Here is a 25,128-nt window from a genome sequence, read left to right as displayed (position 1 = left end):
GCTCGGCAAGCTTCAATTTCGTATGCCCGAATTGCCGGACCTTGTCATTATTCGTGAACGTCTCTTGCCAAGCCTGGCCGATCGAAATATAGAAGCGATCGAGATTATCGAACCGGTTGTAGTTAGAAATTTACTCGGGACTCCGGTTGAAGAAGCGTTTGTCGGCTTAGCATTCCATAATTTAGAGCAGCATGGGCCGTTTTTAAATTTCGATTTTGGGGGGAAAAAAATAATTATTCATCCGATGCTTGCGGGTCGATTTTCCTTAAATTCCGAATACAAGAAAAAAGATTTGTGCGTTCGTTTTTCCTTTAACGGCTTAGTCTTAAATTATGCCGACGACGTAAAGATGGGAAAAGTTTATTTTGCCAATCAGGATCAGATATCACAAATCCCGAAATATTCCGACCAAGGAATAAATCTACTTTCCGCAGAATTCACTGAAGATAAATTTCTGAGTTTGATCGATAAAAGTCGGCAGCAGACTCGGGTTTTTTTGATGGATCAAACGAAGCTAAGTGCTCTCGGTAATGCATACTCGGATGAGATTTTATTTGCCGCAGGAATTCATCCAAAAACCAAATGCCATCAATTATCGATCGAAGATAAGAAAAAACTTTATCGTAGCGTTAAGGAAGTTCTCGACTATTCCATTGATTACATCCGGAAAAAAGAAGCCCCCTTGGATTTTAAAGTAAGGGATCATGTAAAAGTGCGTAATCGAAAGAACGAGCCCTGTCCTCGGTGCGGAGCGAAAATCCGCCGAGCCAACGTTTTGGGTTATGACTCATTCTTTTGTCCCGTTTGCCAGCCGCTGGACGGCGAACAGTTTATTAATTGGCGGCCGGCGGAATAGGAGTTAGGTAAAGCAGAGGACAGACGCATTCGCTTTGCTCACGCTAGACAGAAGCTGCGCGAAGTCGGAACGGTAACGGAGGGCAGAGTTCTGAGTTCAGAATCCTGTAGGAGCTCCAACAGAATTCATTTTGAAAAAGTTCTTGTCAGGAGGATTATTTTGTGGTACAGGAATTTTTCCACCGCTTCGCTCCGGCCCCCACCCGAGGGCGGGGTTTGTTAAGTAAATTCTACTCTCCGGGTTCACGATCCAAGCGGAGTTCCTACACGAATTTCAGACTGAAACTGTTTACCCCCTTTCGATTTTTGTGAAATAAGCCATCCGGCACCCGCATATGAATTCTAAACTTGTGGGTAACGATAGGAATAACTGGGGCCTTTTCTGTTTCGCATAGCCTATACTCCATAGAATTTTGCGTATTTTTTCTTGACTCCATAGGTGGTACTTGCACCTTGGCAAGAGATTCTCGGTGATTATAGAGAGAGGGTCACACCCGTTCCCATCCCGAACACGGAAGTTAAGCCTCTCATCGCTGATGGTACTGCATGGTTCGCTGTGTGGGAGAGTAGGACGTCGCCGGGTTTTTCTTTTTTTCCCCTCCCTCGACTTGAATAAGACCGAAACTCCCTAGGGGAAACGGGTTGACTACCCGATTTAGGTGGAAAACTCTACCTGAAGGGGATAATCCCCGGGTCACAAATCGCAATAGTAGATATTACACAGGGATTTATATGAGAAGAACTTACCAACCCAGCCGGATCAAACGCGCCCGTACCCACGGCTTTCGCGCCAGAATGGCGACTCCGGGTGGCAGAAAAACTCTCTCCCGTAGAAGAGCAAAAGGCCGTTATAAACTGACTGTTTCCGACGAAAGAGTTGGAAAGAAGTTCTAACGAAGTAAAATCGAAGAGACACTTACATCCAGGAAAGACATCCGTGAACTTTTTCAATCAGGGAAGCGAATCTCAAAATCGCCGCTAACTCTGATTTATAAAGCGAATAACATTGGCTACGACAGATACCTTTACTGCCCCGAGAGGTCGGTGGGTTCGGCAGTCCGAAGAAATCGCATCAAGCGAAGATTAAGGGCTGCAGTTGCTGAACAAGTCAAGGGTTCTTCCAAGGGATTGGATATCGCAATACTCGCAAAGCCTTCGCTTTTCGAACTTAGCTATACCGAGCTTCTTTCCTGTCTTGGACATCTTATGAGTCGAATTCAATGAATCGGTTAGTTATTTTCCTAATTAAGTTTTATAAACGTTGGATATCACCTATTCTTCCAGCAGCATGCAGATTTACTCCAAGTTGTTCGGAATATTCGCTTCAAGCTTTTACAGAGTACGGCTTTTTTGACGCATCTTATCTCTCAATGAAACGTATTCTTCGTTGCAATCCTTTGTTCGCCGCAGGCGAAGACCCCTTACCCCCCAACCCTAGAAGGAAATAGGAATGGAAGACAGACAAAACAGGCTTTTTATCGCTTTAATGCTCAGTTTAGGAATTTGGTTCGTAGCGAACTACTTTCTAAATCCGGATCTCGGAAAACCGAAACCGCAAATCGCAGATCAAACCACCGAACATAAACAGGAAGCTTCTCAAACTCTTAAAGAAGCCGAAAAGAAAGTTATTCCGATTACGGGTCCGAAAGTTGACGCGAAAGATATTCGCAAATTTACGATTAAAACCGACTCGCAAATTATCGTTCTTTCCAGCTTAGGAGCCAGGATCGAAAAGCTATACGTAAAGGATTACACTAGCGTCGAAGGCAAAGAAGTTAAGGTAGCAAGAGCCGATTACGAAGAAATCGAAGTCGATGGCGTCAAATATAAGGCAATCGAACTTTCTCGAGGAAAGGGATTCGATTTCAATTTCTCTCACAGCAAAGAATCGATTGCTTCCTCCGAATGGAATCTGGTTAACTTCCGCGCAGAAGAAGATAAAGCGAATCTTACTTTGGTATTCTCCGGAGTTAAAGAAAATATTACTTTAAAGAAAACTTATAGATTTTTTCCGAAGGAAAATTATTTCAAAACCGAAATTTCCATCAAAAATTCCGGCAAAGATAAACTGGTCTTCTCTCAGCGCGAAAAGCCCGCCTACTTGAGAACTTTCGGTAGTCTCGGTCCGATACCGCATTTGCGGGAAGCAAACGACCAGGAATTGTCCAAGTTCTTCCGTGTTTATCGCATGGATGGAAGTGTAAAAGATTTCGTCGATGGCGGTTCTGCTTGGGGATTTTTCGAAGGAATTAGAAACTTCTTCACGGGCGTTCCGGGCGGGGACGACAGATTTAAAGACGAATGGAGCACAGGAGAAGGAGTCGATTTCGTCGGTACCGGTAGCCGCTATTTTCTCGCAGTTTCGGATCCATTAAATCGTCATGCCGAAGGGATTCTCTTGGACAATCGAAAGAAGAACGAGTCGGGAGTCATCTTAGCTTATTCGAATATCACCATTGATCCGGGTAAGGAAGAAGTTCTCGATTTTGCAAACTACGTAGGCGTCCGCGAATGGGATGGGATGCTTTTCAGGGATGCGAAATTGGATCCGTTCCGTAATCCTAAATCCACGTTTGCCGGAATCAGTTCCGATCTCAATAAGTCTTTTAACCAAGGGATTTTTACTCCGATTCGAAATGGAATCGTTTGGTTCTTACAGCAATCCTATCATTATACGATACCGAACTACGGTTTTGGCATCATTCTATTCGCACTTTTGTTTAAATTGGTTTTTTACCCTTTAAACCAAAAACAAGCAGAGTCGATGAAAAAGATGAGCGCTCTATCTCCCGAACTGAAAAAGATCAACGAGAAATACGCAAAAGATCCTGAAAAGCGCCAACAGAAGATGATGGAGCTTTATAAAAAACATAATATGAATCCGCTCTCTCAGTTGGGTGGGTGTTTGCCGATGTTAATTCAGCTTCCGATTTTTTTCGCTTTATATGTTGCATTTGCGGATACGATCGATCTTTGGAAGTCTCCATTCCTCTGGATCAGGGATTTGAGCGAGCCAGACTTCGTTTGGACTTCCCCGGCGATTCCGTTTCTCACAAAAGACGGCCTCTCGTTGAATCTCTTAGTATTGTTAATGGTCGGAACTCAATTCGTATCGATGCGGTTAACTACAGTTCCGACGGATCCGAACCAAAAAATGATGATGTACGTAATGCCTTTGATCATGGTATTCTTCTTATGGAGCATGCCATCAGGCCTTACACTTTACTGGACTGTCACTAACTTGCTTTCGATCGCGCAGCAGTGGGTTACTAACCTTCGTAAGAAGGATGAGACCCCGGCGAAAGCCTGAACTCATATATCGAGGAAAACGATATGGAAAACTACATTTTCGAAGCCGAAGGAAAAACAAAAGCCGAGGCTGAAGAATTCACACTTTCTACTCTGAGATTAGAACCAGGGGATGTTAGATTCGAGACCGTAGAATCCGGTAAATCCGGATTCTTAGGACTAACCCAAAAGAAACCGGCCGTTGTACGTGCATTCGTTTCGAACGTCGACTTACCGGCCGAGAAGATCATTCACGGCGTGGTAATCACTCTTCTCCGCAAGATGGGAATCGAAGCGGAAGTGGTGGGCATGGGCGACGTGGACGGAAAGATTTACATCGAAGTAACCAGTCGGGAATCCGGATTGATCATCGGAAAACGAGGTGCGACACTGGATGCGCTTCAGTTTCTGGTGAACTTAATGGTCGATTCAAAGATCCGTCACGGTCGTAAGATCGTGCTGGATACCGAATCTTATCGAGACAAGAGAGAGCTCTCTCTGATTCGATTAAGTAAATCGGTCGCTTCCTCCGTCGCTAAATCCGGGAAATCCAAGCTATTGGAACCGATGAATCCGTTTGAACGTCGAATCGTTCATATGGCTTTGCAGGAGAACGAAAAAGTTTTTACCCGTTCCGAAGGAAATGGGACTTATAAAAAAGTCCGCATCATTCCGATGAAAGATCGCCACAAATACAAAGACATGGTTGATAAAAGCCCGAACGGCGATCTTCTCGAAGAAGTAAACGACTACTGAAACGGTAGTGACGGACACAATTGCCGCAATTTCAACAGCTTCCGGAGCCGGAGCCATCGGAATCCTAAGAGTTTCCGGACCGGACGCGTTGAATATCTCACTTCTCCGTTTATCTCAAAACGGAAAACAGTTCGATCGATCCGCAATTCAAGCTAGGCGCGCTTATACCTGCGAGTTTATAAACGAAACGAAAAAGCTGGACCAAGTCGTCTTTTTATATTTTGCAGGGCCGAATTCTTTTACCGGCGAAGATCTTTGTGAAATTCACACTCATGGAAATCCGATTTTGTTGCGAGAGGCTTTGGAATCCCTTTTTGCTGCCGGGGCTAGACCCGCTAAGCAGGGCGAATTTACCAAGCGGGCATTCCTGAATGGGAAATTGGATTTAAACGAAGCCGAAGCAATCGGTCGTATTATCGGAGCACGTTCACGATTCGAATTAGAGTTGGCCCAAAAGAATGCTTTCGGAGAAATTTCCAGACTAGCCTCGAATCTTCGAAGCCAATTGATCTCGCTTAAGGCGGAATGCGAAGCGGAGATCGATTTTTCCACAGAAGATCTTACCTTCGAATCTTTACGGGAGCGCAAAGAGAGAATTGCAAACGTTCAAAAAATTTGCGAGGGCTTGTTAAAGAAATCAGGCCAAGCAGAAACGCTTCTTGAAAGAAGCCGTGTCGTATTATACGGGGAACCGAATACTGGAAAGTCCAGCCTAATGAACTTGATCCTCGGGCGAGAGCGTTCAATCATCTCCGACATTCCCGGTACGACGAGAGATTATGTGAGCGAGGAGCTCCTTCTTGCCGGCATTCCGGTCCGCCTTACCGACACGGCCGGTGTTCGAGAAACGGGCGATTCGATCGAAAAGATGGGAATCGAAAGAAGTGAGAAGGAATTCTCATCGGCGGACGTAAAAGTATTCGTGATCGATACCTCGATCGAGCAGGATTGGAAAAAATTCCTTCAGGCCAATCGTTCGAAATTGGAGGGGGCGGTGATCGCCGCGAATAAGTCTGATATCAAGCATCCCTTATGGAACCCGCAAATTCTCCGTGCTGAGCAATCGTCGGGAACGATCATTTGCGAAGTTTCTTGCAAAACGAAATCGGGAATAGAAGAACTCATCGGAGAAATTTCCAAAAAATTGCAAACCTTAGAGAGTTCCGAAGATTATGTCCTTTTAGAAGAAAGAAATCGCTATCATTTTCTCGCAATAGTAAGATCTCTAAATGCATGTCTCGCTTTAATCGAAAGCAATGCGCCAGCGGAAATTTACATTAAAGAAATAGATTCAGCTCTTTCTGAAATTGGCGAAGTGAACGGTCGAGTGGATACGGAAGAAGTGCTAGGAAGAATTTTCAGTAAATTCTGCGTGGGTAAATGATTTTGGAATTCAGCAACACAAACTTAAAGATACTATTCATCATAGATCTAGAAAGTAAAAAGGCAAGGAATCTTCCGGTACGCGGAATTAAGATGGAATCTAGGCCTATTTCCAAAAAAAATGGTTCAATCTTATGAGAGAAAAATCGCTCGAATATCATTCCGTACATCCTAAAGGTAAAATTCAAGTAGTCCCGACAAAACCGACTAAGGATTCCTTTGATTTATCTTTGGCTTATTCCCCCGGAGTTGCTTATCCTTGCCTGGAAATTAAAGATAACCCAGAACTTGTGTACGAGTACACCAATAAGGGAAACCTGGTTGGAATTATAACGAATGGAACCGCAATTTTAGGTCTCGGTAATATTGGCCCGGCCGCCGGAAAGCCGGTGATGGAAGGAAAAGCGGTCCTGTTTAAGAAATTTGCAGGAATAGACGTTTTTGATATCGAGATCGATGCTAACGATCCCGAAGAATTCGTAAAAGCGGTGAAGATGCTCGAGCCGACTTTCGGCGGTATAAATTTGGAAGACATTAAAGCGCCCGAAAGTTTTTATATCGAAGAACAACTCATCGAGAGGATGAACATTCCGGTGTTCCATGATGATCAACACGGAACTGCTATTATTACCGTCGCCGGTCTTTTAAATGCGTTTGAATTGAACGCAAAACGTCCGAGCGAAGTGAAGATGGTGATTTGCGGAGCCGGTGCCGCGGGAATTGCAATCGCAGAATTAGTTCAGCATATCGGAATCCGGAAGGAACATATTTTTCTGGTGGATACGAAGGGAGTGATCCATCATGAACGATCCGATCTCAACGATTCTAAGAAAAAATACGTTCAAAAAACTTCCGACCGAACTTTGGCGGATGTCATGAAGAATGCGGATGTTTTTGTAGGAGTTTCCGTCGCCAATATGGTCGATGAGGCAATGGTTCGTTCCATGGCAAAAGATCCTGTGATCTTCGCTTTGGCAAATCCGGATCCTGAAATTCCGTACGCAGTCGCAAAAAAAGTCAGGCCAGACATTATTATGGGAACTGGAAGAAGCGATAATCCGAATCAGGTGAATAACGTATTAGGATTTCCTTTTATTTTTAGGGGAGCATTGGACGTTCGGGCTCGTCACATTACTTTAGAGATGAAATTGGCTGCTGCGCGAGCTTTGGCCGAATTGGCTCGATTGAAAGTTCCTGAAGCAGTCAGCCTTGCTTATGGCGGAGAAAAATTCTCATTTGGCCCGGACTATTTGATCCCAAAACCGTTCGATCAAAGGGTTTTGTATCATGTTGCTCCTGCTGTAGCCGAGGCTGCAGTTCAAAGTGGAACCGCGCGAAAGCCTTACCCGGGAAGGGAAAGTTATGTGGCTTTCTTAGAGGGTCTAATGCGGGCTTGACGTACGTCTGTTTCGCATAATAATAAGGTAAACGAAGTCGAACGATCGACGTGCGCTCAAGAAAGAAGATAGCGGTTCCGAAAATATACTAAATAGGCCGAACCGCCATGGATCTTCCGGGGCCGAAGAGGGGGAAGCGAATGCCCGAAGCGGACAATAATCCAAGACCTTCCTCAAATCCACCCGTACCGGCTTTCGATTTAGGTATTATTCCTCCGGAAAGAATCGATTTAATTCCGGAAGAAGAACTCCGTAATCTTTTACTACAAACGACCCCGAAAGCGATGCGCGATCTTGATTTAATCGAGAAAGGCGTGGAGAATTTCTTCCTATTTAATTACTCCCCGTTTGCTCTCGCAAAATTCGAGCAATTGCAGTTTCTAAAGCCTGCCGATCTTACGTATTTTGAAGGAAAAAACGGTTTTGTACTATATCAATACTTATTCGTCTCGGAAGACACAAAAGAATTAGGTCTTTCTAATATTGTTCTAAGACCGGCCTCTCGAAAAGCGGAGCAGGTTCAGAAAATAAAACTTGCTTGCTTGGCTCAGAGCGTAGCCGCGTTCCTTCAGTTCATTCATCGTCGTGATTTTATTCTCGGGGAAAAGAAAAGCGCGGGAGAGCTCCGGGAATGGGTTCAAAGACAATATATAAATGCGGACGATAAGGGGAATATTCTCGATTTCCAAGATTCAAAAAACCTACCGATCTCGATGAGAAACGTAATTACTTTTTCCATAGAATCATTTCTACAACGAAATTTAAAATTGAAAGACGAGATATTGACATCGTTCATCTCTATTTTATCGAAAAAGCCCGCCGAAATCATGGAATTCATCAGCCAGGTGAAAACCGAAAACGAAGCTTTGATTGCATTGGAAAAGCGGGGTAATCGATCTCCTTTATTGCAGCTTCATCCTGATTTCCATGTTATACAGCCTTCTCTCGATGAACTAATCTCCGAAGCTTCTACCGATCCGAAAATCGTCACAAAAAACGAAGAAACGGAATTAGAGATTATTTATGAACTTTTTATTTCTCTTGCGAGGAGAATCTTAACTCACCTACTTCCTGCCGAACAGTCCGGCTGGATTCAACCAGCGGGAACACAGCAGGGGAGTGAATTCATTCAAGAATTGCGCCGACATCCCGCTTTCACTTCGGGGAAGCATTGGGAAGGTTCTGATCTATTCTTACAAGCATTCGAAGTCTTAACACAGTCGATGGGTTCGTTATCAGTATTGAGAAAAGAATCCTTAGTGAATGTCGCGTTTACGGATATCGTAATTCGAATTCGAGAAACCAAAGAACCGTTGGTAATAGACCAATCATCCATCAAATTAAAAGATGCAGCTATCCAGGCCGCAGGGCTTTCGAAGTCCGACGTCCTTGAACAGACTCTGGAGAGACTAAAAGCGCGTACTGATATTCTTAAAAGAGAAAAGTCGATAGGAGATTCTCCGGGCCTCCTAGTTCTCGCGGTTGAGAACGTCTTACCTGCATTCCTATATAATAAAGAGAAACGAACTTCGGTTCATAATCTCATTAGAAAAAGCGGACAACCGAAAGGTATTTTCGCATTTCTACGCGAAGTTTCGGAAGGAATAGATTCGGAAGTCGCGATCGACGAACAAATTCGCTTATCAAAAGCTATTTCCGAATGGGAAAAAGAAAACGAAAAGTTAAAGCGAAAGGCCGAACAGGATTCGAAATCCTTGCTAGTAAGACTAATAGAATGGATTTTGGGACTCTTTGGAATTAATGTTTCCGGAGGGGATAAAAAAGATTTCGAAATATTAGAAGATACCCCTGTGCAATCTAGGGGGCCTTCCAAGCAGACGTCTTCAAAAACGGAAGAACCGGATCAACACCCCAAAAAGAAAAAATCTTTGGGGGTCCTATTAGGCCCCAAGGAAAAAGCGACTTTGATCCCCCCGAAACTTCAGAAAGTAATCGATTATGTTGATCGCAAGAACAACGGAATTATTTGGCTGGACGAGGTGGTGAGCACGAGCGCGTCTCCTGAATTCGGAAAAGACAAAGTTGCCGACCTCATGTATTATGACCAGAAGCGGAGATATATCGAAATTCGCTCAATGAATTCCGTTCGACATGTGTTTATTCGGAAGGAATTAGAATTCGATTCCGCCTGGTTGGACTCCACTCTGGAATATCTTGAGAACGTCACGGCAAAGAAACCTGAATTTGCCGCTTTGGCAGATACTCTTCGCAAGTTTCGGGACGAATAGTTAACTATTCAAGTTCGACAAAAATCATAACTTACATAGCAACGGAGGATCCATGAAAACTAGGATCGAAACCGACTCCATGGGAGAAATCGAAGTAGACGATTCGAAATACTGGGGAGCGCAAACCGAGCGATCACTGCATCACTTTCATATCGGCAATGATCGTTTCCCAAGGGAAATGATACGCGCATTGGGCATATTAAAGAAATCAGCTGCGATCGTCAATGCCGGTCTCGGTTTACTTTCGGAAGATAAAAAGAAACTGATCGTTCAGGCTGCGGATGAAGTCATCGAAGGGAAACTCGATGAACATTTTCCGTTAAGCGTCTGGCAGACAGGTTCCGGTACGCAGACCAATATGAATGCGAACGAAGTCATATCCAATCGCGCCATTGAAATTGCGGGAGGAGAAAAGGGCTCGAAAAAACCCGTTCACCCGAACGACGACGTAAATAAAGCCCAGTCATCCAACGATACCTTCCCGACTGCGATGCATATCGCTACCGCGGAACAACTTGTACACAAGCTTATCCCCGCTCTAGAACAATTAAAAGATACGTTGCGTAAAAAAACGGTCGAGTTTAAAGATATTATTAAAATTGGAAGAACTCACTTACAAGATGCTACACCTTTAACATTGGGCCAGGAATTTTCGGGATACGTTAAACAAATTGAATATAATATAGAGAGAGTAAAGTCCGTGCTCCCGTCCGTTTATAGATTAGCATTGGGCGGCACTGCGGTTGGTACCGGCTTGAATACGCATCCTGAGTTTGCTCTGCGGGCTGCGGCGCAAATTGCAAAGGAAACTAGTTTACCATTCGTTTCAGCCGAGAATAAATTCGAGGCTCTGGCAGCGCACGATTCGCTTGTTGAGGCGCATGGCGTTTTAAAGACGATTGCGGCCTCTTTTATGAAGATCGCGAACGACGTGCGATGGCTTTCTTCCGGACCGCGCTGCGGAATCGGTGAAATTTCGATTCCGGAAAACGAGCCAGGTTCCTCCATTATGCCGGGCAAAGTAAATCCGACTCAATCCGAACAAATGACGATGGTATCGGCACAGGTAATCGCAAACGACGTTGCGGTAAATATAGGCGGCGCTTCCGGAAATTTCGAATTGAACGTTTTTAAACCGTTAATCGTCCATAATGTTCTAAATTCGATTCGACTCCTATCGGATTCGGCTGTTTCTTTTGAAGAGCATTGTGCTCGCGGGATTTTACCGAATAAAGAAAGAATTTCGGAACACTTGCAGAATAGCTTGATGCTTGTGACAGCATTGAACCCGCATATTGGGTATGATAATGCCGCTAAAATTGCCAAGAATGCGCACAAGAAAGGAACCAGTTTAAAGGAATCCGGAATTGAGCTAGGTCTGTTGACAAGCGATCAGTTTGACCAGTGGGTACTTCCGGAGAAGATGATTTCTCCCGGCGTCGACTGAATATTTTTATAACGATTTCAGCAATAGATAAAAAAAGGACGATCATAACGACCGTCCTTTTTTTCTAATCTAGGGTTTATTATCCCCTATATTATTTATTGTTGCTGAGGTGGAGGGTTACTCGGAGCCGGCGCCGGAGCAGGTTCGGCAGGAGCCGAAGCGTTAGCGTTTTCTACAAAACTAAAAGTAACTCGGCGATTCTTAGGATCTTTTGCATCTAAGCCGGAAACAGGAGAAGTGGAGCCTGCGCTTTTTGTTACGATACGATTTGCAGGTAAGCCCTGTTTAACAAGAGCTTGTTTAACCGCTTTTGCACGAATGTCCCCGTAGTAGACGTTTCCTTTTTTATCACCTTCCGCCTCTTCTGGGCCGACTTGATCGGTATGTCCGGTGATTTCTAAAGCCCAAGAATCGGGGAGCTTGCTGATAGCGTCTTTCAAAACGGCAATATTTACTTTTGCCCATTCGCTAAAGTCTCCGGCGCTTACATCAGCTTTTTTATAGCTAAAACCGGGACGTGTAATTCCATCGGGATAGCGGAAATCTTTAAGTTTCTCGTTAAAGGTACTTGCGATCCCTGCAGGAGAGTCCAAATCGACGCTACGCGAAGCTGCAGCGGTTTGCCCTTGTGCTGCCTGCGGTTCGGGTGCCGGCTGTTCTTTCGTTTCGGAAGAAGAACAAAACGAAATTGAAAAAGCCGTTGCACCGACTAACAGGAGGTTGAGAATTTTTTTAACCATGTTGTATCCGTCCTTTGATGGGTGAGGGTAAAGTTTACGATGAATTTATCCAAAATATATGAATTCTGAGAAAATGGGAAATCTTTTTTACCGATTACGTAAGAATGAAATTCTTGATAATGGTCGTTTAATTTAAGGAGAGATATTGATGAATCTAGAGCTACGTGCTCAAGCAGATCCGGAGTGGGAAGGGTCGAGAATCGATAAATTCCTGAAAGCGACTCTCGGAGATGAGATATCTCGTGCCACTGTGCAGCATTGGATCGACTCAGGCTGGGTTAAGGGGAATTCCGGAAGGATTATCGATAAATCTTCCTATAAAGTAACTTCCGGAGAAATTTTCGAAATTTCGGTTTCTCCAAAGCCTCCATTAAATCTTGAGCCGATTCAGATGGATCTGGAAGTGTTGAAAGAAACGATCAACTATATGATTATTCGAAAACCGCCTGGAATCGCTTCTCACAGCGGGCCTGGTGATCGCTCGGCTACCCTAGTTAACGGACTTTTATATAAATTTAAGGAATTATCTCAGTTAGGAGGGGAAGCAAGACCAGGTATTGTCCATCGCTTGGATAAACCTACGGAAGGGCTAATGCTTATTGCAAAGAATGATGTCGCACATGCAAAATTGTCCGACCTTTTTAGAAAACGGGAAATCACTAAAAAGTACTTAGCATGGACCCAAGGATCTCTTCCTGAGGGGGAGGGAACGATCGATCTACCGATAGGTCGGCATCCCACCGAGAGGCTTAAGATGACAGTGTCGCCAAAAGGCCGTCCGTCGGTGACACATTATAAAGTTTTAAAGACGCTAGTATCGAAAAGTGGCCGAAAATTCTCCCTTGTAGAAGCGCTCTTGGAAACCGGAAGAACCCACCAAATTAGAGTTCATATGCAAAGTCAAAGATCTCCCGTAGTCGGGGATTTGCTTTATTCCCGAAATGCACCTATTTTCGAATCTTTCGGACTATTATTGGTTTCCTACCATTTGGAATTTACGGATCCCTTTTCCGGTGAAGAAGTGAGAATCATACTGCCGATTCCTGAACGTTTTATTCGATTTGAGACGAGTACGGATCGTTTCTAATATTTTCAATCGGCTCATTCGGAACAAAGGTATTTTAAAGAAAGGAATCGATTTCATCGATCTCTTCCCGAAATTTGTCTATCGATCTTCATCATAAAGGAGCGGTTCTTGAAATGCTAATTGAATCGACAAAATTTACTCATCAATTAGCGAAACCGATTTCTCTTAACAGTTTGGATTTATTCCGTTTTTTTGATTGGCTCTTCCGAAAATCGATCGTAATCTTAGAAACGAATGGATGAAAATAAGATCGAAAAAGTAAAGCGAGGATTTTGGCCGAAGGTTAAAAAAGTGGCAGGTAAAGTTCCATTTTTACCCGATGCAATCTCGTTATATTTTGCTATGTTGGACCCGGAAACGCCTCTAAAAGCCAAATTAACGATCGCCGGTGCATTGGCTTACTTTCTGACGCCTTTCGACGCGGTTCCGGATATTCTTATCGGAGTCGGTTACCTAGATGACGCGGCCGTCATTGCCGCGGTGATTAGTGCTGCCACGATTTATGTCAAAGAGGGACATAGAAAGAAGGCAGGGGATTTTCTGGATTCGGAATCGAAACAGAATTAAGTCAATAATCCTTTCCGGTAACTTCCTTTACTAAATACCGCCTTCGGTCAGCTTGAACGAAAACCTCAAAGTCCTTTTCAATGAGCTACGAAAACGAGATAAAAATTCGATACCAGCATTTCTTAAACTTCACACCGAAAGTTATGGATTTTTTAATTCATACTCATCGGGATGAGGACCTGTCGATTTCTTACAAAGGAAATATAGAATCGGATCTCGTCACGAAAGCAGATAGAGGTTCGGAAAATCTGATCGTAGACGAGATTCGAAATGCATTTCCTCAAGATCATATTTTAGGTGAAGAAGGTTCTTCGTACCAAGGAACTACGTCATTTAAATGGATTATAGATCCGCTGGATGGCACGGTGAACTATTCTCATCGAGTTCCGCTCTACTGTACTTGTATCGGTTTAGAGGATATGGAGAGAAGAAAGCCTGTTATGGGAATCGTGCCTCTACCTGCGTTGGGACAGATTTATCATGCGATGGAAGGTGGGGGAGCATTTAGAGATAAGTCTAGAATCTCGGTCTCTAAAACGAAGGAAATAAAGCACGCTCTTCTTTGCACAGGTTTTCCTTACGATCGTGAAGATCGAATTGATCGACTCGTTTTTAATCTCCGAAATTTTTTGTTAAAGTCGAGAGGCGTTCGTCGTACGGGTTCCGCGGGATTGGATTTATGCTGGGTTGCTGACGGTAAGTTCGACGCATTTTGGGAAGAAGACTTAAAACCCTGGGATATGACTGCCGCTGCGGCCATTTTGCTTGAAGCCGGCGGAAAGCTCAGCACGTATGATAATAATGACTTTCATCCGTACGTATCGAATGTTGTAGCCTCAAACGGGAAACTACACGATAGAATGATTGAAATTTTGGAAGAATTTCTGAATAAACCGTAGAGCCGGATTTCGTAATAAAAATACGGAATGCTCGACTTTTTTCTTAGAAGATGAATCGTTCATTCCTTTCGTTGGGTCTAATAGTTAAGTTACTTAATTATTAAGTAGGTAAATAAAAATGGCTCGGGCCAAAACAGACAAACTCCAGGAATTATCGGAAAGGTTTAGAACCTTTTCCAGAGATTTGAAAAAAGAATTCAGCCAGGTAATTTCTCAGGAAGGATACACGATGAACGAATTTATCGTGCTTCGAAATCTTTTTCTCAATCGACTTCGGTCAGCGGATCTTGCGAGAGAATTGGATGTTAGCCCGGCTTACATAACGGTTTTGATTGAGAAATTAAGAGCGAAAGGACTTTTAGACGCGATTCGAAACGAAGGGGATCGACGGGCCTGGGATTTGGAACTAACTTCTACCGGGAAGAAAATTTTCCAAAAATTGGATTCGAAAATCACGGATTGTGTAAGTGAACGCTTTCAGATGTTGGACGCCGCCGAAATCGAATCCTTAAACAAAATGATGATTCGTTTGTCGGAAAGAAAGGATTCATAAGACTCGTAACTACTAAGGCTTATAGAAGGTCGATGCAAAGTAACCGGTAAGGCGCGAAAATAATTCTTCCAGATAGAAGCGACTAACGGAACTTGGACTTCTATGAATTGGATATTATTAATTACTGCGGGTCTTTTCGAAGTCGGTTTTACCACCTGCATGAAACTTTCCGACGGATTCAGAGATTGGAAATATGCGATAGGGTTTCTGATCTTTGCATGTTTAAGTTTCTTTTTTCTGAATCGATCCACTCAGACGATTTCCTTAGGAACTGCATATGCGGTGTGGACAGGAATCGGTGCAGCAGGAACAGTAGTTATAGGAATTTTCTTTTTCGGGGAGTCTGCTCAGGCCTGGCGAATATTCTTTTTATCGACGTTGATCGCTTCCGTCATCGGATTAAAGTTTGTAGCGATAGAATAGATAGTAAGATTATTCAGAATATCTGCGGCGAATCGTTCGTTCGACTATGTTGATCAATTTCTTTTCGACGATGTCCGGATTAAAATTCAATTGAACGTACCTTTTTCCGTTGATTCCCATAGTCTCTCTTTCTTTCGGATGAGAAACTAGATAATCCGCGACGGCGGCAAAACTCTGCTTATCGATATAGTATAGTCCGCCGTTACTTCTCAGGCAATGACCCTTTAATACTTCCGATTTTCCGTTCACTAATACTGCAGTTCCCCGGATCCATGCTTCCATTAGAATTATAGAAAAACTTTCCATTGGCGAAGGATTGATGAGCACATCCGCTTCTAAAATGTAGCGAGCCTTCTTGGATTCTTCTATGAATCCTAAAACTTGAAGAAACGGATACTTCGTAAGTTTGTGGAGTAATTTAAGATCGCCCTTTCCGGCAAGCAGAAGTTTATCCCGTCTTCCGGTTCTTCTTTGCCAATCGGCAAAAAATTCCACAAGCTCGGAGACACCTTTGCCTTCGTCTATTCTACCTACGTAAAGAAAATCAAAACAATCCGTCTCTTTCTTTAACTGTTTGCGTTCGAGCATTTCCGGTTCGGGAGTCTCAAGGTGCATCCCGATTACGTTTTCCAAAGTCGGAGAAAAACCGTATATATTCTTAAAGAGAGTTCTTTCCTCCGGAGTATTGAAGCTGTATGCGGAATCATCCTTGAAAAGATTTCTGTAGATGGACAGTTTCGCAGGAGGCTCGTCGTGCAGCGTGGGTATTACCAAAGATTTTTTGGCGACTAATGGAAGTCCGTAAACCATCGGATAATATAAGTATGAAACGAAAACGAAAACATCATAATCTCGTTCATTCGTTTCGATATATTGTATAAGGTCGGGGCAATAGGGCCCTTGCATTTCTACCCAAATTCGTTCTTGATCCTCTTCGGATTTGAAAGCATTCTTAGAAAAGGGACCGTACGCGCGATCGTTCAATATCCGATCGGAATACTTGTTAAATTTCTGAATTTGTCGTTCCTTCTCGACTGAAAAGCGAAGTATTCGAATTCGATCTTCGGAATTTGTTTCCAACCATTCGGAGGAAATTTTTTTTTCTATATCCGGTCCCAATTGAACCGGGGTAATTTCCTTAACTGGAATCTGATTTTTCCAGCTTATATAATCCAACGAACGAGTTGATAAAACCGTTACTTCGTAGAACTTGGAAAGCATCAGAGTATAAAGATAAATTAATCTTTCCGAGCCGCCGGAAACTCGCCCTGAAAAAATCGGAGTTACGATAGCTAGGCGTCTACGAGAATTCTGCAAGGATCGGCCTCAAAATGGATTCGGGACGGACTGTCGAAAAATTTCGGATTCGCTTTTCCTGAGTATCGAGTACGGCTCTATTCAGTTTAGGGTCCGTGATTATCTTATTGGCTAGTTCGGCGAGAAAATCCATTTTCTTCTCTTTAAATAAAATTCCCGCGCCGGACAAAGTTTCACTGACAGCACCTGCGTCGAATGCCATAACCGGTATCCCATGAACCATAGCCTCCAGTAAAGGCACGCAAAAGCCCTCGTGCTCGCTCATCGAAATGAACAAATCGCATTCGCGGTACATTTTTTGCAAGCCTTCGTCAGTTAGAAAATCGGTTATGATAACGTTCCTGCGTAGTTTATAAAAATCTAACATTCTTTCCAATTCTTCCCTGTATAAGTAAAGTTCTTTCGAACTAAAGCCGACCAAGAAGAGTTGAAAATCCTCGCCGAAAGCATTCAAATAATAATAGGCGAAGCGGATTAGGTCATCCTGTCTTTTATTCGGGGAAATCCTTCCAACAAAAAGAAACCGAGGTCCTCTCGCTTGTAATTCGGCAATTCTCGGTCCAAAGAAAATCGGCTTTGAGGGAATTTGATATGTGATCGGTAAAAGTTTGACGTTTTCGTAACCAAGTTCCTCTAATTCCTTCTTATTGAATTCCGAGACTGCAAATGATAGGGAAAATTCGTCTTTGATTTGCTTTAGTTCCTCTCGACCTTTCCGGAGAAGATAGGTTAGTTTTAAATCATACTTTTCAAAGTAGGAAGGAGGAGTAACATTATGATAAACGAGAATTTTCGGTTGCTTAGTCTTCCGAATAAAGTCCAAGACGTTTGAATGAATCGAATGATGATAGAATAAAATATCTCTTCCTTTCGGTTTAAAATATTTATATTTTCTAACATAGGTGGCGGTCCCAGGGCCCGTGTTCTCGGCAAATATTTCGGAGGAATAACCTAGCCTTCGAAATACGGATCTAAGCGACGACATTTCATTAGAAATGGCATCGCCTAAATTAAAACCAGCTGCAAATTGATGAATTCCCTGCCTTCCCATCTTAATATGCCGACGAGCTCGGTTCTCTAACTGTAAGCAGTTGTTTAAAGAAACGGTCAAAAGGAATCGAGTTATATTCCTCCACGACTTCTCTGCGTTTAACGGAGGCTCCTTCTCCTGGTAAAGGTTTTCCCGAGCCTTCCGTTTGTAAAACTAGATGAATCCATTCTGCAAGTTTTCGAAGACTATTTAAGTCTTTGTTTCTAAAAAGAAAGCCAGCCCCTCTTAAAGTTTCCGGAACGGAAGTGCATGAATACGCGAATACCGGAAGATCTTTGCTTAACGCCTCCACAAGAGGAATACCGAAACCTTCATGCTCGCTCATACTCACGTACGCGTCCATGTCATCCCAAAATCGGACCATCTCATGATCGGTCGGACTCATTCTAAATTGGACGTTTTCCCCTAACCCTAAATCCCAAGTCATCCGCTTTAAATGAGAGAAATATTTACCGAATATCACCGGAACGGATCCACAAATTAGAATCCTATATTTGCTATTAATTCGCTTAAGAAAATATATTAATAGTAATAGATCTTCGACTTTTTTATTAGGCGCTATTCTTCCCACAAACCCAAGGGTATAACCGTTTTTTCTTCGGTCGCTTCGTCCGGACCATTGGTATTTACGCACTATGGGTAAAACCTTAGAATTCATTATATTCAAATCTTCCAGATTGGAAGCGCTGTATTTGGAACTCGGAATGAATGCTTCAACGGAACGGCTGAGTTTATGAAGTTCCAAGATAGAGCGCTTAAATTCGAGGGAGAATAGATGAAATAAATCTTCCTCAACGAAAGGTTTAAAAAAAATCGGAGGTGTTACGTTTTGGAAACGAACGAATTTCTTCCCCGGTAAGGCCAAAAAATCATCCAACGGATAGCCTGGCCCCCCGTACTGAAGAATATGGACTTGATTTCTATTTTCGTACTCCCGCCAATTTTCGTCCAAAAAACTTCGGATCACAAAATCCGCTGAACTAAAATTCGAAAGGCAGACGATTTCCGAGGGAATTTGTATCGAGTCTAACGTCGACGAAATTCCTTTCATATCGTTTCCGATTCCATCGTAATCGCGGAATTCGGTGATATGTTGATAGACTTTCATTTTCTGAAACTAAGTACGGCAAAGCCGTCGCCGACTTTAGTTTCCACAACGTTCTTAAATCCCAATTTTCTAAGGAACTCTCTTAGTGAAGATTCTCCGACCTGGGTTAAAAGAACCGGTTGGAAGGGTGAAGCGAATCGGTTCGAGAAATTCGAATATCTAAATAAAAATTCAGTGCTCGGAGCCGCTTTTTGAGCTAAAGTTCTAAATAATTTTTCTAGAACCCAATTCGGCAAAAAACATAAATTCGAAGGTAGGACGACTTTAGAAGGAAGCGGAGGTTGAGGTAGTAGTTCATCGAAGGAAAGCAATTCGACCGAATTGAAAACCTGTTCTTTTATGAAATTATAATGATTTGCATTCCAGGTGACGCAGCGGAACTCGATTTGGGCTTTCAGTAAATGTTTTAGGAATTTTCCCCATTCAGGATTAAGGACTAAGACCGAATTTCCCGGTGAGATCAACGATAAAAGGAGCTTTTCACTTTCTTCTAACGTTTCTTCTTCGTAAAGAAACTCGCTGGACCAAAGAAATTCCGGTTTTATTTCCCTACGCAAAGAATAGTTTAATTCGATAAATTCGTTATAGAATCGCTCGAATTTACGTTTCAATTTTTCATGATCGCCGCGTAGAAGGATTAATTCGTTTAATACGCTATAAAAAGCTCGAGTTCGATTTTCAGAAAGTTTCTTATCTAAGAATGCGTAAAATTCTACGAGGCTGATAAAGACCCATCTGAGCGGACCTCGAATGAAGCGAAATTTCGGGTTCGTAAATTTGGGAGGTGCAATCCCTTTTTCGAATAGGTGAGCGGTCTCTGCGGCATCAAACTCTCGATATCCTTCCGGAGACTCGGGAGCAAATTTCCATCGGGAAAGTTTTTCAAGCTCCTCTTTCGTGACAGGGCGTCGAGCCAATCTTGACTCGATTTCTTCCATCAACTCCCGGACATTCACGGAAGTGTCTTTGATTTCAATAATATCGGGAGATCTTTCTTCCATAGAACCCGGGACTTTTATTCGATTGTTTTTTCCTCCATCGACAAAACAATCGTATTTTTGTTCGGTTTTTGCCGATCATTCGTTCCATGAAATGTCTCGTAACTGGTGCAGAGGGATTTGTAGGGACATATCTGGTTCGCGAACTCCTAAAACGGCCCGGGTATAATGTCCTTGGTTTGGGGGTTCGGGATCAAAGCCGGAATCTGCCATTCCCTTTCCGTGTCTGCGACTTGCGGGACTATAATAGCCTTTCGAATTTGATACTAGATTTTGTTCCCGATTTAGTATTTCACCTAGCCGGCCAGGCATTCGTTCCTAGGGCCATCGAAGATCCGTCAGAAACTCTGGAAATCAATGTCGGTGGAACTCTTAACCTACTAGAATTGCTTCGACGTTCGAATCGAAAAGTTAGGTTTTTGTACGTTTCTTCCGCCGATGTTTACGGAAATCTTACTCCGGAAAGTCTCCCGGTCCGAGAAGAAACGACGCCTAAGCCTTTGAATCCGTATTCATCCTCAAAAGTTGCCGCAGAAACATATTGTCTTCAATATGCTAGGTGCAATCAGGGTCTTGAAGCGATCGTTTCTAGACCATTTAATCATATCGGCATCGGTCAAAATTCCAAATTCGTAGTTCCGAATTTTTGCAAACAGATTTTAGAAGTTGTAAATGCGGAAAATACCGAACTTCCGAAAGAAATTTTAGTCGGAGATTTAAATCCTACTAGAGATTTCTTACATGTTCAAGATGTGATAGAAGCGTATATCCTGCTTGCCGAGCGGGGTATGACGGGAGAAATTTATAATATATGCTCCGGTACAGAAACGAAGATTTCCGAAATATTAAATTGGATGATAGAATTTAGTAAAGTTTCAATTATTCCGAAAATCGATCCTTCGAGAATACGTTCGGCCGAAATGCTTCGCTCTGTGGGAGATAATTCTAAATTAAAATCCCTCGGTTGGGCGCCGAAAATTTCGGTTAAGGATGCCGTTCGTGAAATTTTCGAATATATTCGATTATCTGAATTTAGTTAATTATTAAAGAACTGATCCTTTCCAGGTTTTTGTTCCACTTCCCTCTATCGGAAAGGGATTCCCTAAGTATTTGGGCGCCGTGTTTGTCAGATTCATATCAATCCATGCAAGAGTTCTTGCGAAGAATTCTCTAAAACGGCTAAAAGGACCGCTGACATACGGTCGCCGGTCCGATTCATAGGATTGGAATTCCAAGCCTATTTTTTTCGCGATGAATGCGGCCCGAGGCTGGTGGAATTTCTGGCTTACAAAAATCGCGTCCTTAACTTGAAAAATTTCCTTGGCCCGAACTAAGGTATCAAGAGTTCGGAATCCTGCATGATCTACGAAAACATCGCGTTGATTTACATTTCTTTCTAAAACATAAATCAACATGGGTTTCACTTCATTGTAATAACTGCTGCCGTTATCGCCGGATAATAGAATTTTTCTAACCTTACCTTGATGATATAATTCCAAAGCACAATCTAAACGATCTTTTAATACCGGGGACGGGACGTTTCTATAAACTGAAGCTCCGGGAACAATTGCTACTGTTGCCGGTTTTAGGGATCGATAATTTCCGGCATGAAGAGTTCTTAGCTCATATTCTCGTTCGATGGATAGATCTATCGAGGCGGGGATTCCAAAGCTTAGCGCGAGTATAAAGACTGCAACGAGTCTTTTTTTACCGTTCCAAAAAACCCTTTGTCCAGGATTAGATTCAAAGGTTGAGGGGAAGGCGGGCATGCGTAAAAGAATTTAGATTTCAAAAGAAGGGGAAAGGATTTTTCCTAAATCTCGCTCTGACCCGAAAGAATTATGTTCTCCAATCCGGAAGCTAGCTCCGTTTTTTTCAAAAAACTATATTTTCGGGTCGATCAGAGGAAACGGAGTTTGTAAAATGGGGTCTCAGGAATAGAAGACTATGGACAGAATCGGGCTTATGTTTCTATCGAATTCATTTGTCAGAGTCGTTCTTACCGCTAGCTTCATAACGCCAGCCGCGCTTTTTGCAGAGGAACCTCCTCGCGCAAAAGTCATCCATGCAAACCAATATCGGAGCGCATCGTCCGTTTATCGTACGGAGAGAGCCGCAGGTGTCGTTTTCGGAGATATAGAATCTTTAAGAAATCGTTATACTTTAACCGAGCCGCAGCTCGAACAAATTGCGAGAATAAACCGTAGGTACAAGAAGGAGCATGAAAAATGGCTACGCCTTCTTTCTCCAAAGCAAGTCGAACTGGAACTCTTGCTTATGGAGGAAAATCCGGATCTGGTAAAAATCCGGGTTCTTGTACAGTCGATCGGGAAATATACATCCGAAATTCGGATGAACCAGATCGCACATCGGCTCGCAATCGAAAGGGTTTTAACTTTTGAACAAAGAAAGCGGGGGAAGGAAAAGGAATCCGTAACCCTACCCGAGGAGCATAGGGAAGCTCCCGGGTTCCCCTTGAACTTATTCGTTCCCGAAAGAATTGTGCTGCCCTTACCGGGCATCCTTCACTGAGGAAAACAGACAATGGAACAAAAAGAATTTGCCATCTTGATCGATTCAACGAAGCACATCGTGCTTTCCGCTATTAAAAAAAACTTGTACGAGGAGTTTTACGATTCGATCGACGACGTAGCGCAGGAAACGTACATTCGAGCCTATAAGAGTTTGGCTGCGAACAAGTTTAGAGGAGATTCTTCTCATAGTACTTGGCTTTATACGATAGCAAGAAATGAATCCCTTCGCATGAATCAAAAGCGGATGCGCCAAGCGAATCTCGCTACGAAGCTCAAGGAAAAAGTCGTTCAAGACTCCATCTTGAATCCAAGAGATGAAATGGATGAAAGTGGAGCCGAATTGGAACTCAAGGATTTGATTTCTAATTTACCTTGGAAATATAAATCCGTCTTGGCTCTAGTTTCGGAAGGATATAAGGAGCAGCAAATCGCTCAAAAGCTCGGTATTCCCGAGGGAACGGTAAAGTCTCGCTCATTTCGAGGAAAGCAAATGCTGAAAAAACTATTTTTCCAGGAAAGCTGAGGAAATAGGAGTTAACTAGGCAAAAATGAAAGGGAATAAGAAAGACAAACTCGAAGAGGAAATTTCTCGTCGTCTAGATAGCCATTCATGGAACGACCAGATTTCGAATTTGGTTTTTCAGCAACGCAAAACTTCGCGTATTCGATGGATTGCGGGAATCACGATAAGCGGATTTACTATCGGAGCAATTGCTTTCTCTTCCTTAATGGTTCATCAGCCGGGCGAATCCACCCAACCGAATTGGCAGGTTTGGGTGGAGGAGCAGATTGAAGGAACCTATGAAGATGCTGAAACTAGCATGCAAACTCCGGATCTTAGCAATGAGGAATTGCAGGATAAACAGCTACCAAATTCCCCTTTAATGGATGTTGAAACGCTTATTGAAACTTCCTTCGAGCAAAGGTAGATTAGATCCCGATCGATTTTTTTTCTTCGGGTGAAACTACGCTTGATATTGTAACAAACACTATACACTCATAAGCGCGGATTGGTTGGGTGACAAATCCGAGTTAAAAATATCCTTCATAAAAGGATAGGGAGTAAGATCCAGTGTTGTCGCTAAAAGAAACAAATCCGAGCCGCCCTGTTCCAAATCTTCCGCCAGGAACCTTTGGATTCCCCGCCTTAAGATATCTACCGTTTTTAAGCAGAGATACGATTGGCTTTTTCCGAATGCTTCATGCGAAGTACGGTAAGACTGTCCGATTTGGAATTAGAAAAATCGTAATTCATCTTATTACTCAACCGGAAGATATTAAGCGGGTTCTTCAAGAAAATAGCCAGAACTATCATAAGGGTGTTTTTTATAAAGAATTAGGAAGAATTCTAGGAAGAGGACTCTTGAATAGCGAGGGAGAGTTTTGGAAGAAACAAAGAAAGTTGATTCAACCCGCTTTTCATCGTCAAAGAATCGCCGAGTTTGTGGAAGTAATGGCAAACGAGACGGACAAGATGCTAGAGACTTGGAAACCAAAGTCGTCCATAGATGTTTCTAAAGAGATGATGCATTTAACGTTCGCGATTGTCGGAAGAACGCTTTTTAAAACCGAAGTTACAAGTTATGCAAATCGGATCGAGTCAGCTTTGACAATTGCGTTGGAGATAACCACGAAGCGAATTAAGAAGTTGATTCCGCCACCGTTTAACTGGCCGACACCAGGAAATATAAAATTGAAAAAAGCGGTTCAAGAGATGCATTCGGTTGTGGAAGAATTGATTGAAGAAAGAAAGAAAACTCCATCCAACGATATCATATCGATGCTGCTCGAAGTAAAGGACGAAGAGACCGGCGAAAGAATGAGCGAAACTCAAGTGAGAGACGAAGCGATCACTTTGCTCTTGGCCGGACATGAAACGACCGCAAACGCGCTTTCTTGGGCTTTTTATCTCCTCACTCAAAACCCGGATGCTTATGAAAAAATCAGACAAGAGTCGATAAACGTATTAAGGGATCGTAATCCGACATTGGAGGATGTTCAAAATTTAACTTACACTAGGAAGGTCTTGGATGAGACTCTAAGGTTATATCCTCCTGCATGGGTGATAGAACGCAGATCGATGGGGTGGGATACTCTCGGCGGATACGATGTTCCTCCTGGAACGAACGTATCCATCTGTATTTTTAATTTGCATCGAAATCCGGATTTTTGGGAAGACCCTGATAAATTCGATCCGGATCGATTTGATGAAGAAAGGTCCAAGGACAGACCTAAAAACGCGTATATTCCTTTTGGCGGCGGCCCGAGAGTATGCATCGGCAATATTTTTGCGATAACGGAGGCCGTGTTTGTACTGGCTCTGGTTTGCAGAAAATTTAAGTTTCAATTGAGAACTGAAAAACCTGTCGTTTTGGAACCTTTAGTCACATTAAGACCTAAATATGGAATTCACCTAGATCTAGTTTCCACTTGACCGATCCTTCCAGGTCGAAATCATTCTTTTGAGAGGATTTCG

General features: G+C 43.0%; 26 protein-coding genes and 1 rRNA gene. 21 read left to right on the top strand and 6 right to left on the bottom strand.

What is annotated here, in order from left to right; all coding sequences use genetic code 11:
• Positions 1-22 precede the first annotated feature (22 nt).
• From LEP1GSC050_RS11530 to fumC, 11 genes are all read left to right on the top strand, one after another.
• Complete coding sequence (locus tag LEP1GSC050_RS11530; protein ID WP_020987629.1) at positions 23-856, top strand: DNA-formamidopyrimidine glycosylase family protein; 834 nt, start codon at positions 23-25, stop codon at positions 854-856.
• 465 nt (positions 857-1,321) lie between these two features.
• Positions 1,322-1,438 (top strand): 5S ribosomal RNA (gene rrf, locus LEP1GSC050_RS11520).
• 149 nt (positions 1,439-1,587) lie between these two features.
• Complete coding sequence (gene rpmH / locus LEP1GSC050_RS11515) at positions 1,588-1,749, top strand: 50S ribosomal protein L34 (protein ID WP_010416069.1); 162 nt, start codon at positions 1,588-1,590, stop codon at positions 1,747-1,749.
• A gap of 9 nt (positions 1,750-1,758) precedes the next feature.
• Positions 1,759-2,079, top strand: a complete 321-nt coding sequence (rnpA, locus tag LEP1GSC050_RS20655) for a ribonuclease P protein component (RefSeq protein WP_084695321.1) — start codon at positions 1,759-1,761, stop codon at positions 2,077-2,079.
• Complete coding sequence (yidD, locus tag LEP1GSC050_RS20650; RefSeq protein WP_010571362.1) at positions 2,076-2,303, top strand: membrane protein insertion efficiency factor YidD; 228 nt, start codon at positions 2,076-2,078, stop codon at positions 2,301-2,303. The genes rnpA and yidD overlap by 4 nt, the downstream gene beginning before the upstream one ends.
• A 2-nt stretch (positions 2,304-2,305) precedes the next feature.
• A complete protein-coding gene (yidC, locus tag LEP1GSC050_RS11505; protein WP_010571361.1) occupies positions 2,306-4,165 on the top strand; it encodes a membrane protein insertase YidC in 1,860 nt (619 codons plus the stop codon).
• A 23-nt stretch (positions 4,166-4,188) separates the two neighbouring features.
• The gene (gene jag / locus LEP1GSC050_RS11500) at positions 4,189-4,899 is read left to right on the top strand and encodes an RNA-binding cell elongation regulator Jag/EloR (protein WP_010416055.1); all 711 of its coding nucleotides are present in this window, start codon (positions 4,189-4,191) and stop codon (positions 4,897-4,899) included.
• Between the two features lie 7 nt (positions 4,900-4,906).
• Positions 4,907-6,283 carry a tRNA uridine-5-carboxymethylaminomethyl(34) synthesis GTPase MnmE gene (gene mnmE, locus LEP1GSC050_RS11495; protein ID WP_010571360.1) on the top strand — a complete coding sequence of 459 codons (1,377 nt, stop codon included), beginning with the start codon at positions 4,907-4,909 and terminating at the stop codon, positions 6,281-6,283.
• Positions 6,284-6,416: 133 nt separating this feature from the next.
• Entirely contained in the window at positions 6,417-7,679 is a 1,263-nt protein-coding gene (locus LEP1GSC050_RS11490) for a malic enzyme-like NAD(P)-binding protein (RefSeq protein ID WP_010571359.1), read from the top strand.
• 140 nt (positions 7,680-7,819) lie between these two features.
• Positions 7,820-9,928, top strand: coding sequence for a hypothetical protein (locus LEP1GSC050_RS11485; protein ID WP_010571358.1), 2,109 nt, complete (start codon positions 7,820-7,822; stop codon positions 9,926-9,928).
• A 52-nt stretch (positions 9,929-9,980) separates the two neighbouring features.
• A complete protein-coding gene (fumC, locus tag LEP1GSC050_RS11480; protein ID WP_010571357.1) occupies positions 9,981-11,375 on the top strand; it encodes a class II fumarate hydratase in 1,395 nt (464 codons plus the stop codon).
• A 95-nt stretch (positions 11,376-11,470) separates the two neighbouring features.
• Here fumC and loa22 read toward each other — a convergent pair whose 3' ends face one another.
• Positions 11,471-12,115 carry an OmpA family outer membrane lipoprotein Loa22 gene (loa22, locus tag LEP1GSC050_RS11475; protein WP_010571356.1) on the bottom strand — a complete coding sequence of 215 codons (645 nt, stop codon included), beginning with the start codon at positions 12,113-12,115 and terminating at the stop codon, positions 11,471-11,473.
• A 148-nt stretch (positions 12,116-12,263) separates the two neighbouring features.
• Between loa22 and LEP1GSC050_RS11470 the strand changes: the two genes are divergently transcribed.
• The 5 genes from LEP1GSC050_RS11470 (at position 12,264) to LEP1GSC050_RS11450 (ending at position 15,644) form a co-directional block, all read left to right on the top strand.
• On the top strand, positions 12,264-13,202 hold the full coding sequence (locus tag LEP1GSC050_RS11470; RefSeq protein WP_010571355.1) for an RluA family pseudouridine synthase: 939 nt from the start codon (positions 12,264-12,266) through the stop codon (positions 13,200-13,202).
• A gap of 234 nt (positions 13,203-13,436) precedes the next feature.
• The gene (locus LEP1GSC050_RS11465) at positions 13,437-13,769 is read left to right on the top strand and encodes a YkvA family protein (protein WP_010571354.1); all 333 of its coding nucleotides are present in this window, start codon (positions 13,437-13,439) and stop codon (positions 13,767-13,769) included.
• A gap of 80 nt (positions 13,770-13,849) precedes the next feature.
• On the top strand, positions 13,850-14,668 hold the full coding sequence (locus LEP1GSC050_RS11460; RefSeq protein ID WP_010571353.1) for an inositol monophosphatase family protein: 819 nt from the start codon (positions 13,850-13,852) through the stop codon (positions 14,666-14,668).
• Positions 14,669-14,786: 118 nt separating this feature from the next.
• Positions 14,787-15,221: a MarR family winged helix-turn-helix transcriptional regulator gene (locus LEP1GSC050_RS11455; RefSeq protein ID WP_010571352.1), complete on the top strand. Its 435-nt coding sequence runs from the start codon at positions 14,787-14,789 to the stop codon at positions 15,219-15,221.
• Between the two features lie 102 nt (positions 15,222-15,323).
• On the top strand, positions 15,324-15,644 hold the full coding sequence (locus LEP1GSC050_RS11450; RefSeq protein WP_010571351.1) for a DMT family transporter: 321 nt from the start codon (positions 15,324-15,326) through the stop codon (positions 15,642-15,644).
• Between the two features lie 9 nt (positions 15,645-15,653).
• On the opposite strand, the gene LEP1GSC050_RS11445 is transcribed toward LEP1GSC050_RS11450, so the two are convergent.
• From LEP1GSC050_RS11445 to LEP1GSC050_RS11430, 4 genes are read right to left on the bottom strand one after another with little or no spacing between them, the layout of a single operon-like run.
• A complete protein-coding gene (locus tag LEP1GSC050_RS11445) occupies positions 15,654-16,961 on the bottom strand; it encodes a glycosyltransferase family 4 protein (protein WP_020987791.1) in 1,308 nt (435 codons plus the stop codon).
• Positions 16,945-18,012, bottom strand: a complete 1,068-nt coding sequence (locus LEP1GSC050_RS11440) for a glycosyltransferase family 4 protein (protein ID WP_010571350.1) — start codon at positions 18,010-18,012, stop codon at positions 16,945-16,947. Before LEP1GSC050_RS11440 ends, LEP1GSC050_RS11445 begins: the two co-directional genes overlap by 17 nt.
• A 1-nt stretch (position 18,013) precedes the next feature.
• The gene (locus tag LEP1GSC050_RS11435; protein WP_010571349.1) at positions 18,014-19,120 is read right to left on the bottom strand and encodes a glycosyltransferase; all 1,107 of its coding nucleotides are present in this window, start codon (positions 19,118-19,120) and stop codon (positions 18,014-18,016) included.
• Positions 19,117-20,121, bottom strand: a complete 1,005-nt coding sequence (locus tag LEP1GSC050_RS11430) for an LIC_10202 family protein (protein WP_010571348.1) — start codon at positions 20,119-20,121, stop codon at positions 19,117-19,119. Before LEP1GSC050_RS11430 ends, LEP1GSC050_RS11435 begins: the two co-directional genes overlap by 4 nt.
• Before the next feature lie 86 nt (positions 20,122-20,207).
• Between LEP1GSC050_RS11430 and LEP1GSC050_RS11425 the strand changes: the two genes are divergently transcribed.
• On the top strand, positions 20,208-21,158 hold the full coding sequence (locus tag LEP1GSC050_RS11425) for a GDP-mannose 4,6-dehydratase (RefSeq protein WP_040911307.1): 951 nt from the start codon (positions 20,208-20,210) through the stop codon (positions 21,156-21,158).
• 3 nt (positions 21,159-21,161) lie between these two features.
• Here LEP1GSC050_RS11425 and LEP1GSC050_RS11420 read toward each other — a convergent pair whose 3' ends face one another.
• The gene (locus LEP1GSC050_RS11420) at positions 21,162-21,887 is read right to left on the bottom strand and encodes a SanA/YdcF family protein (protein WP_010571346.1); all 726 of its coding nucleotides are present in this window, start codon (positions 21,885-21,887) and stop codon (positions 21,162-21,164) included.
• Between the two features lie 178 nt (positions 21,888-22,065).
• Here LEP1GSC050_RS11420 and LEP1GSC050_RS11415 point away from each other — a divergent pair, with 178 nt between their 5' ends.
• From LEP1GSC050_RS11415 to LEP1GSC050_RS11400, 4 genes are all read left to right on the top strand, one after another.
• Entirely contained in the window at positions 22,066-22,650 is a 585-nt protein-coding gene (locus LEP1GSC050_RS11415) for a hypothetical protein (RefSeq protein WP_010571345.1), read from the top strand.
• 12 nt (positions 22,651-22,662) lie between these two features.
• Positions 22,663-23,175, top strand: coding sequence for an RNA polymerase sigma factor (locus LEP1GSC050_RS11410; protein WP_020987584.1), 513 nt, complete (start codon positions 22,663-22,665; stop codon positions 23,173-23,175).
• 25 nt (positions 23,176-23,200) lie between these two features.
• On the top strand, positions 23,201-23,581 hold the full coding sequence (locus LEP1GSC050_RS11405) for a hypothetical protein (protein ID WP_010571343.1): 381 nt from the start codon (positions 23,201-23,203) through the stop codon (positions 23,579-23,581).
• Between the two features lie 143 nt (positions 23,582-23,724).
• On the top strand, positions 23,725-25,086 hold the full coding sequence (locus LEP1GSC050_RS11400; protein ID WP_040911305.1) for a cytochrome P450: 1,362 nt from the start codon (positions 23,725-23,727) through the stop codon (positions 25,084-25,086).
• Positions 25,087-25,128 lie beyond the last annotated feature (42 nt).

It is taken from the genome of Leptospira broomii serovar Hurstbridge str. 5399, from assembly GCF_000243715.2.
GTDB classification, from domain to species: Bacteria; Spirochaetota; Leptospiria; order Leptospirales; family Leptospiraceae; genus Leptospira_B; species Leptospira_B broomii.
Note: the sequence above shows the minus strand (reverse complement) of the source record. Positions and strands in the feature narration are given on the sequence as shown.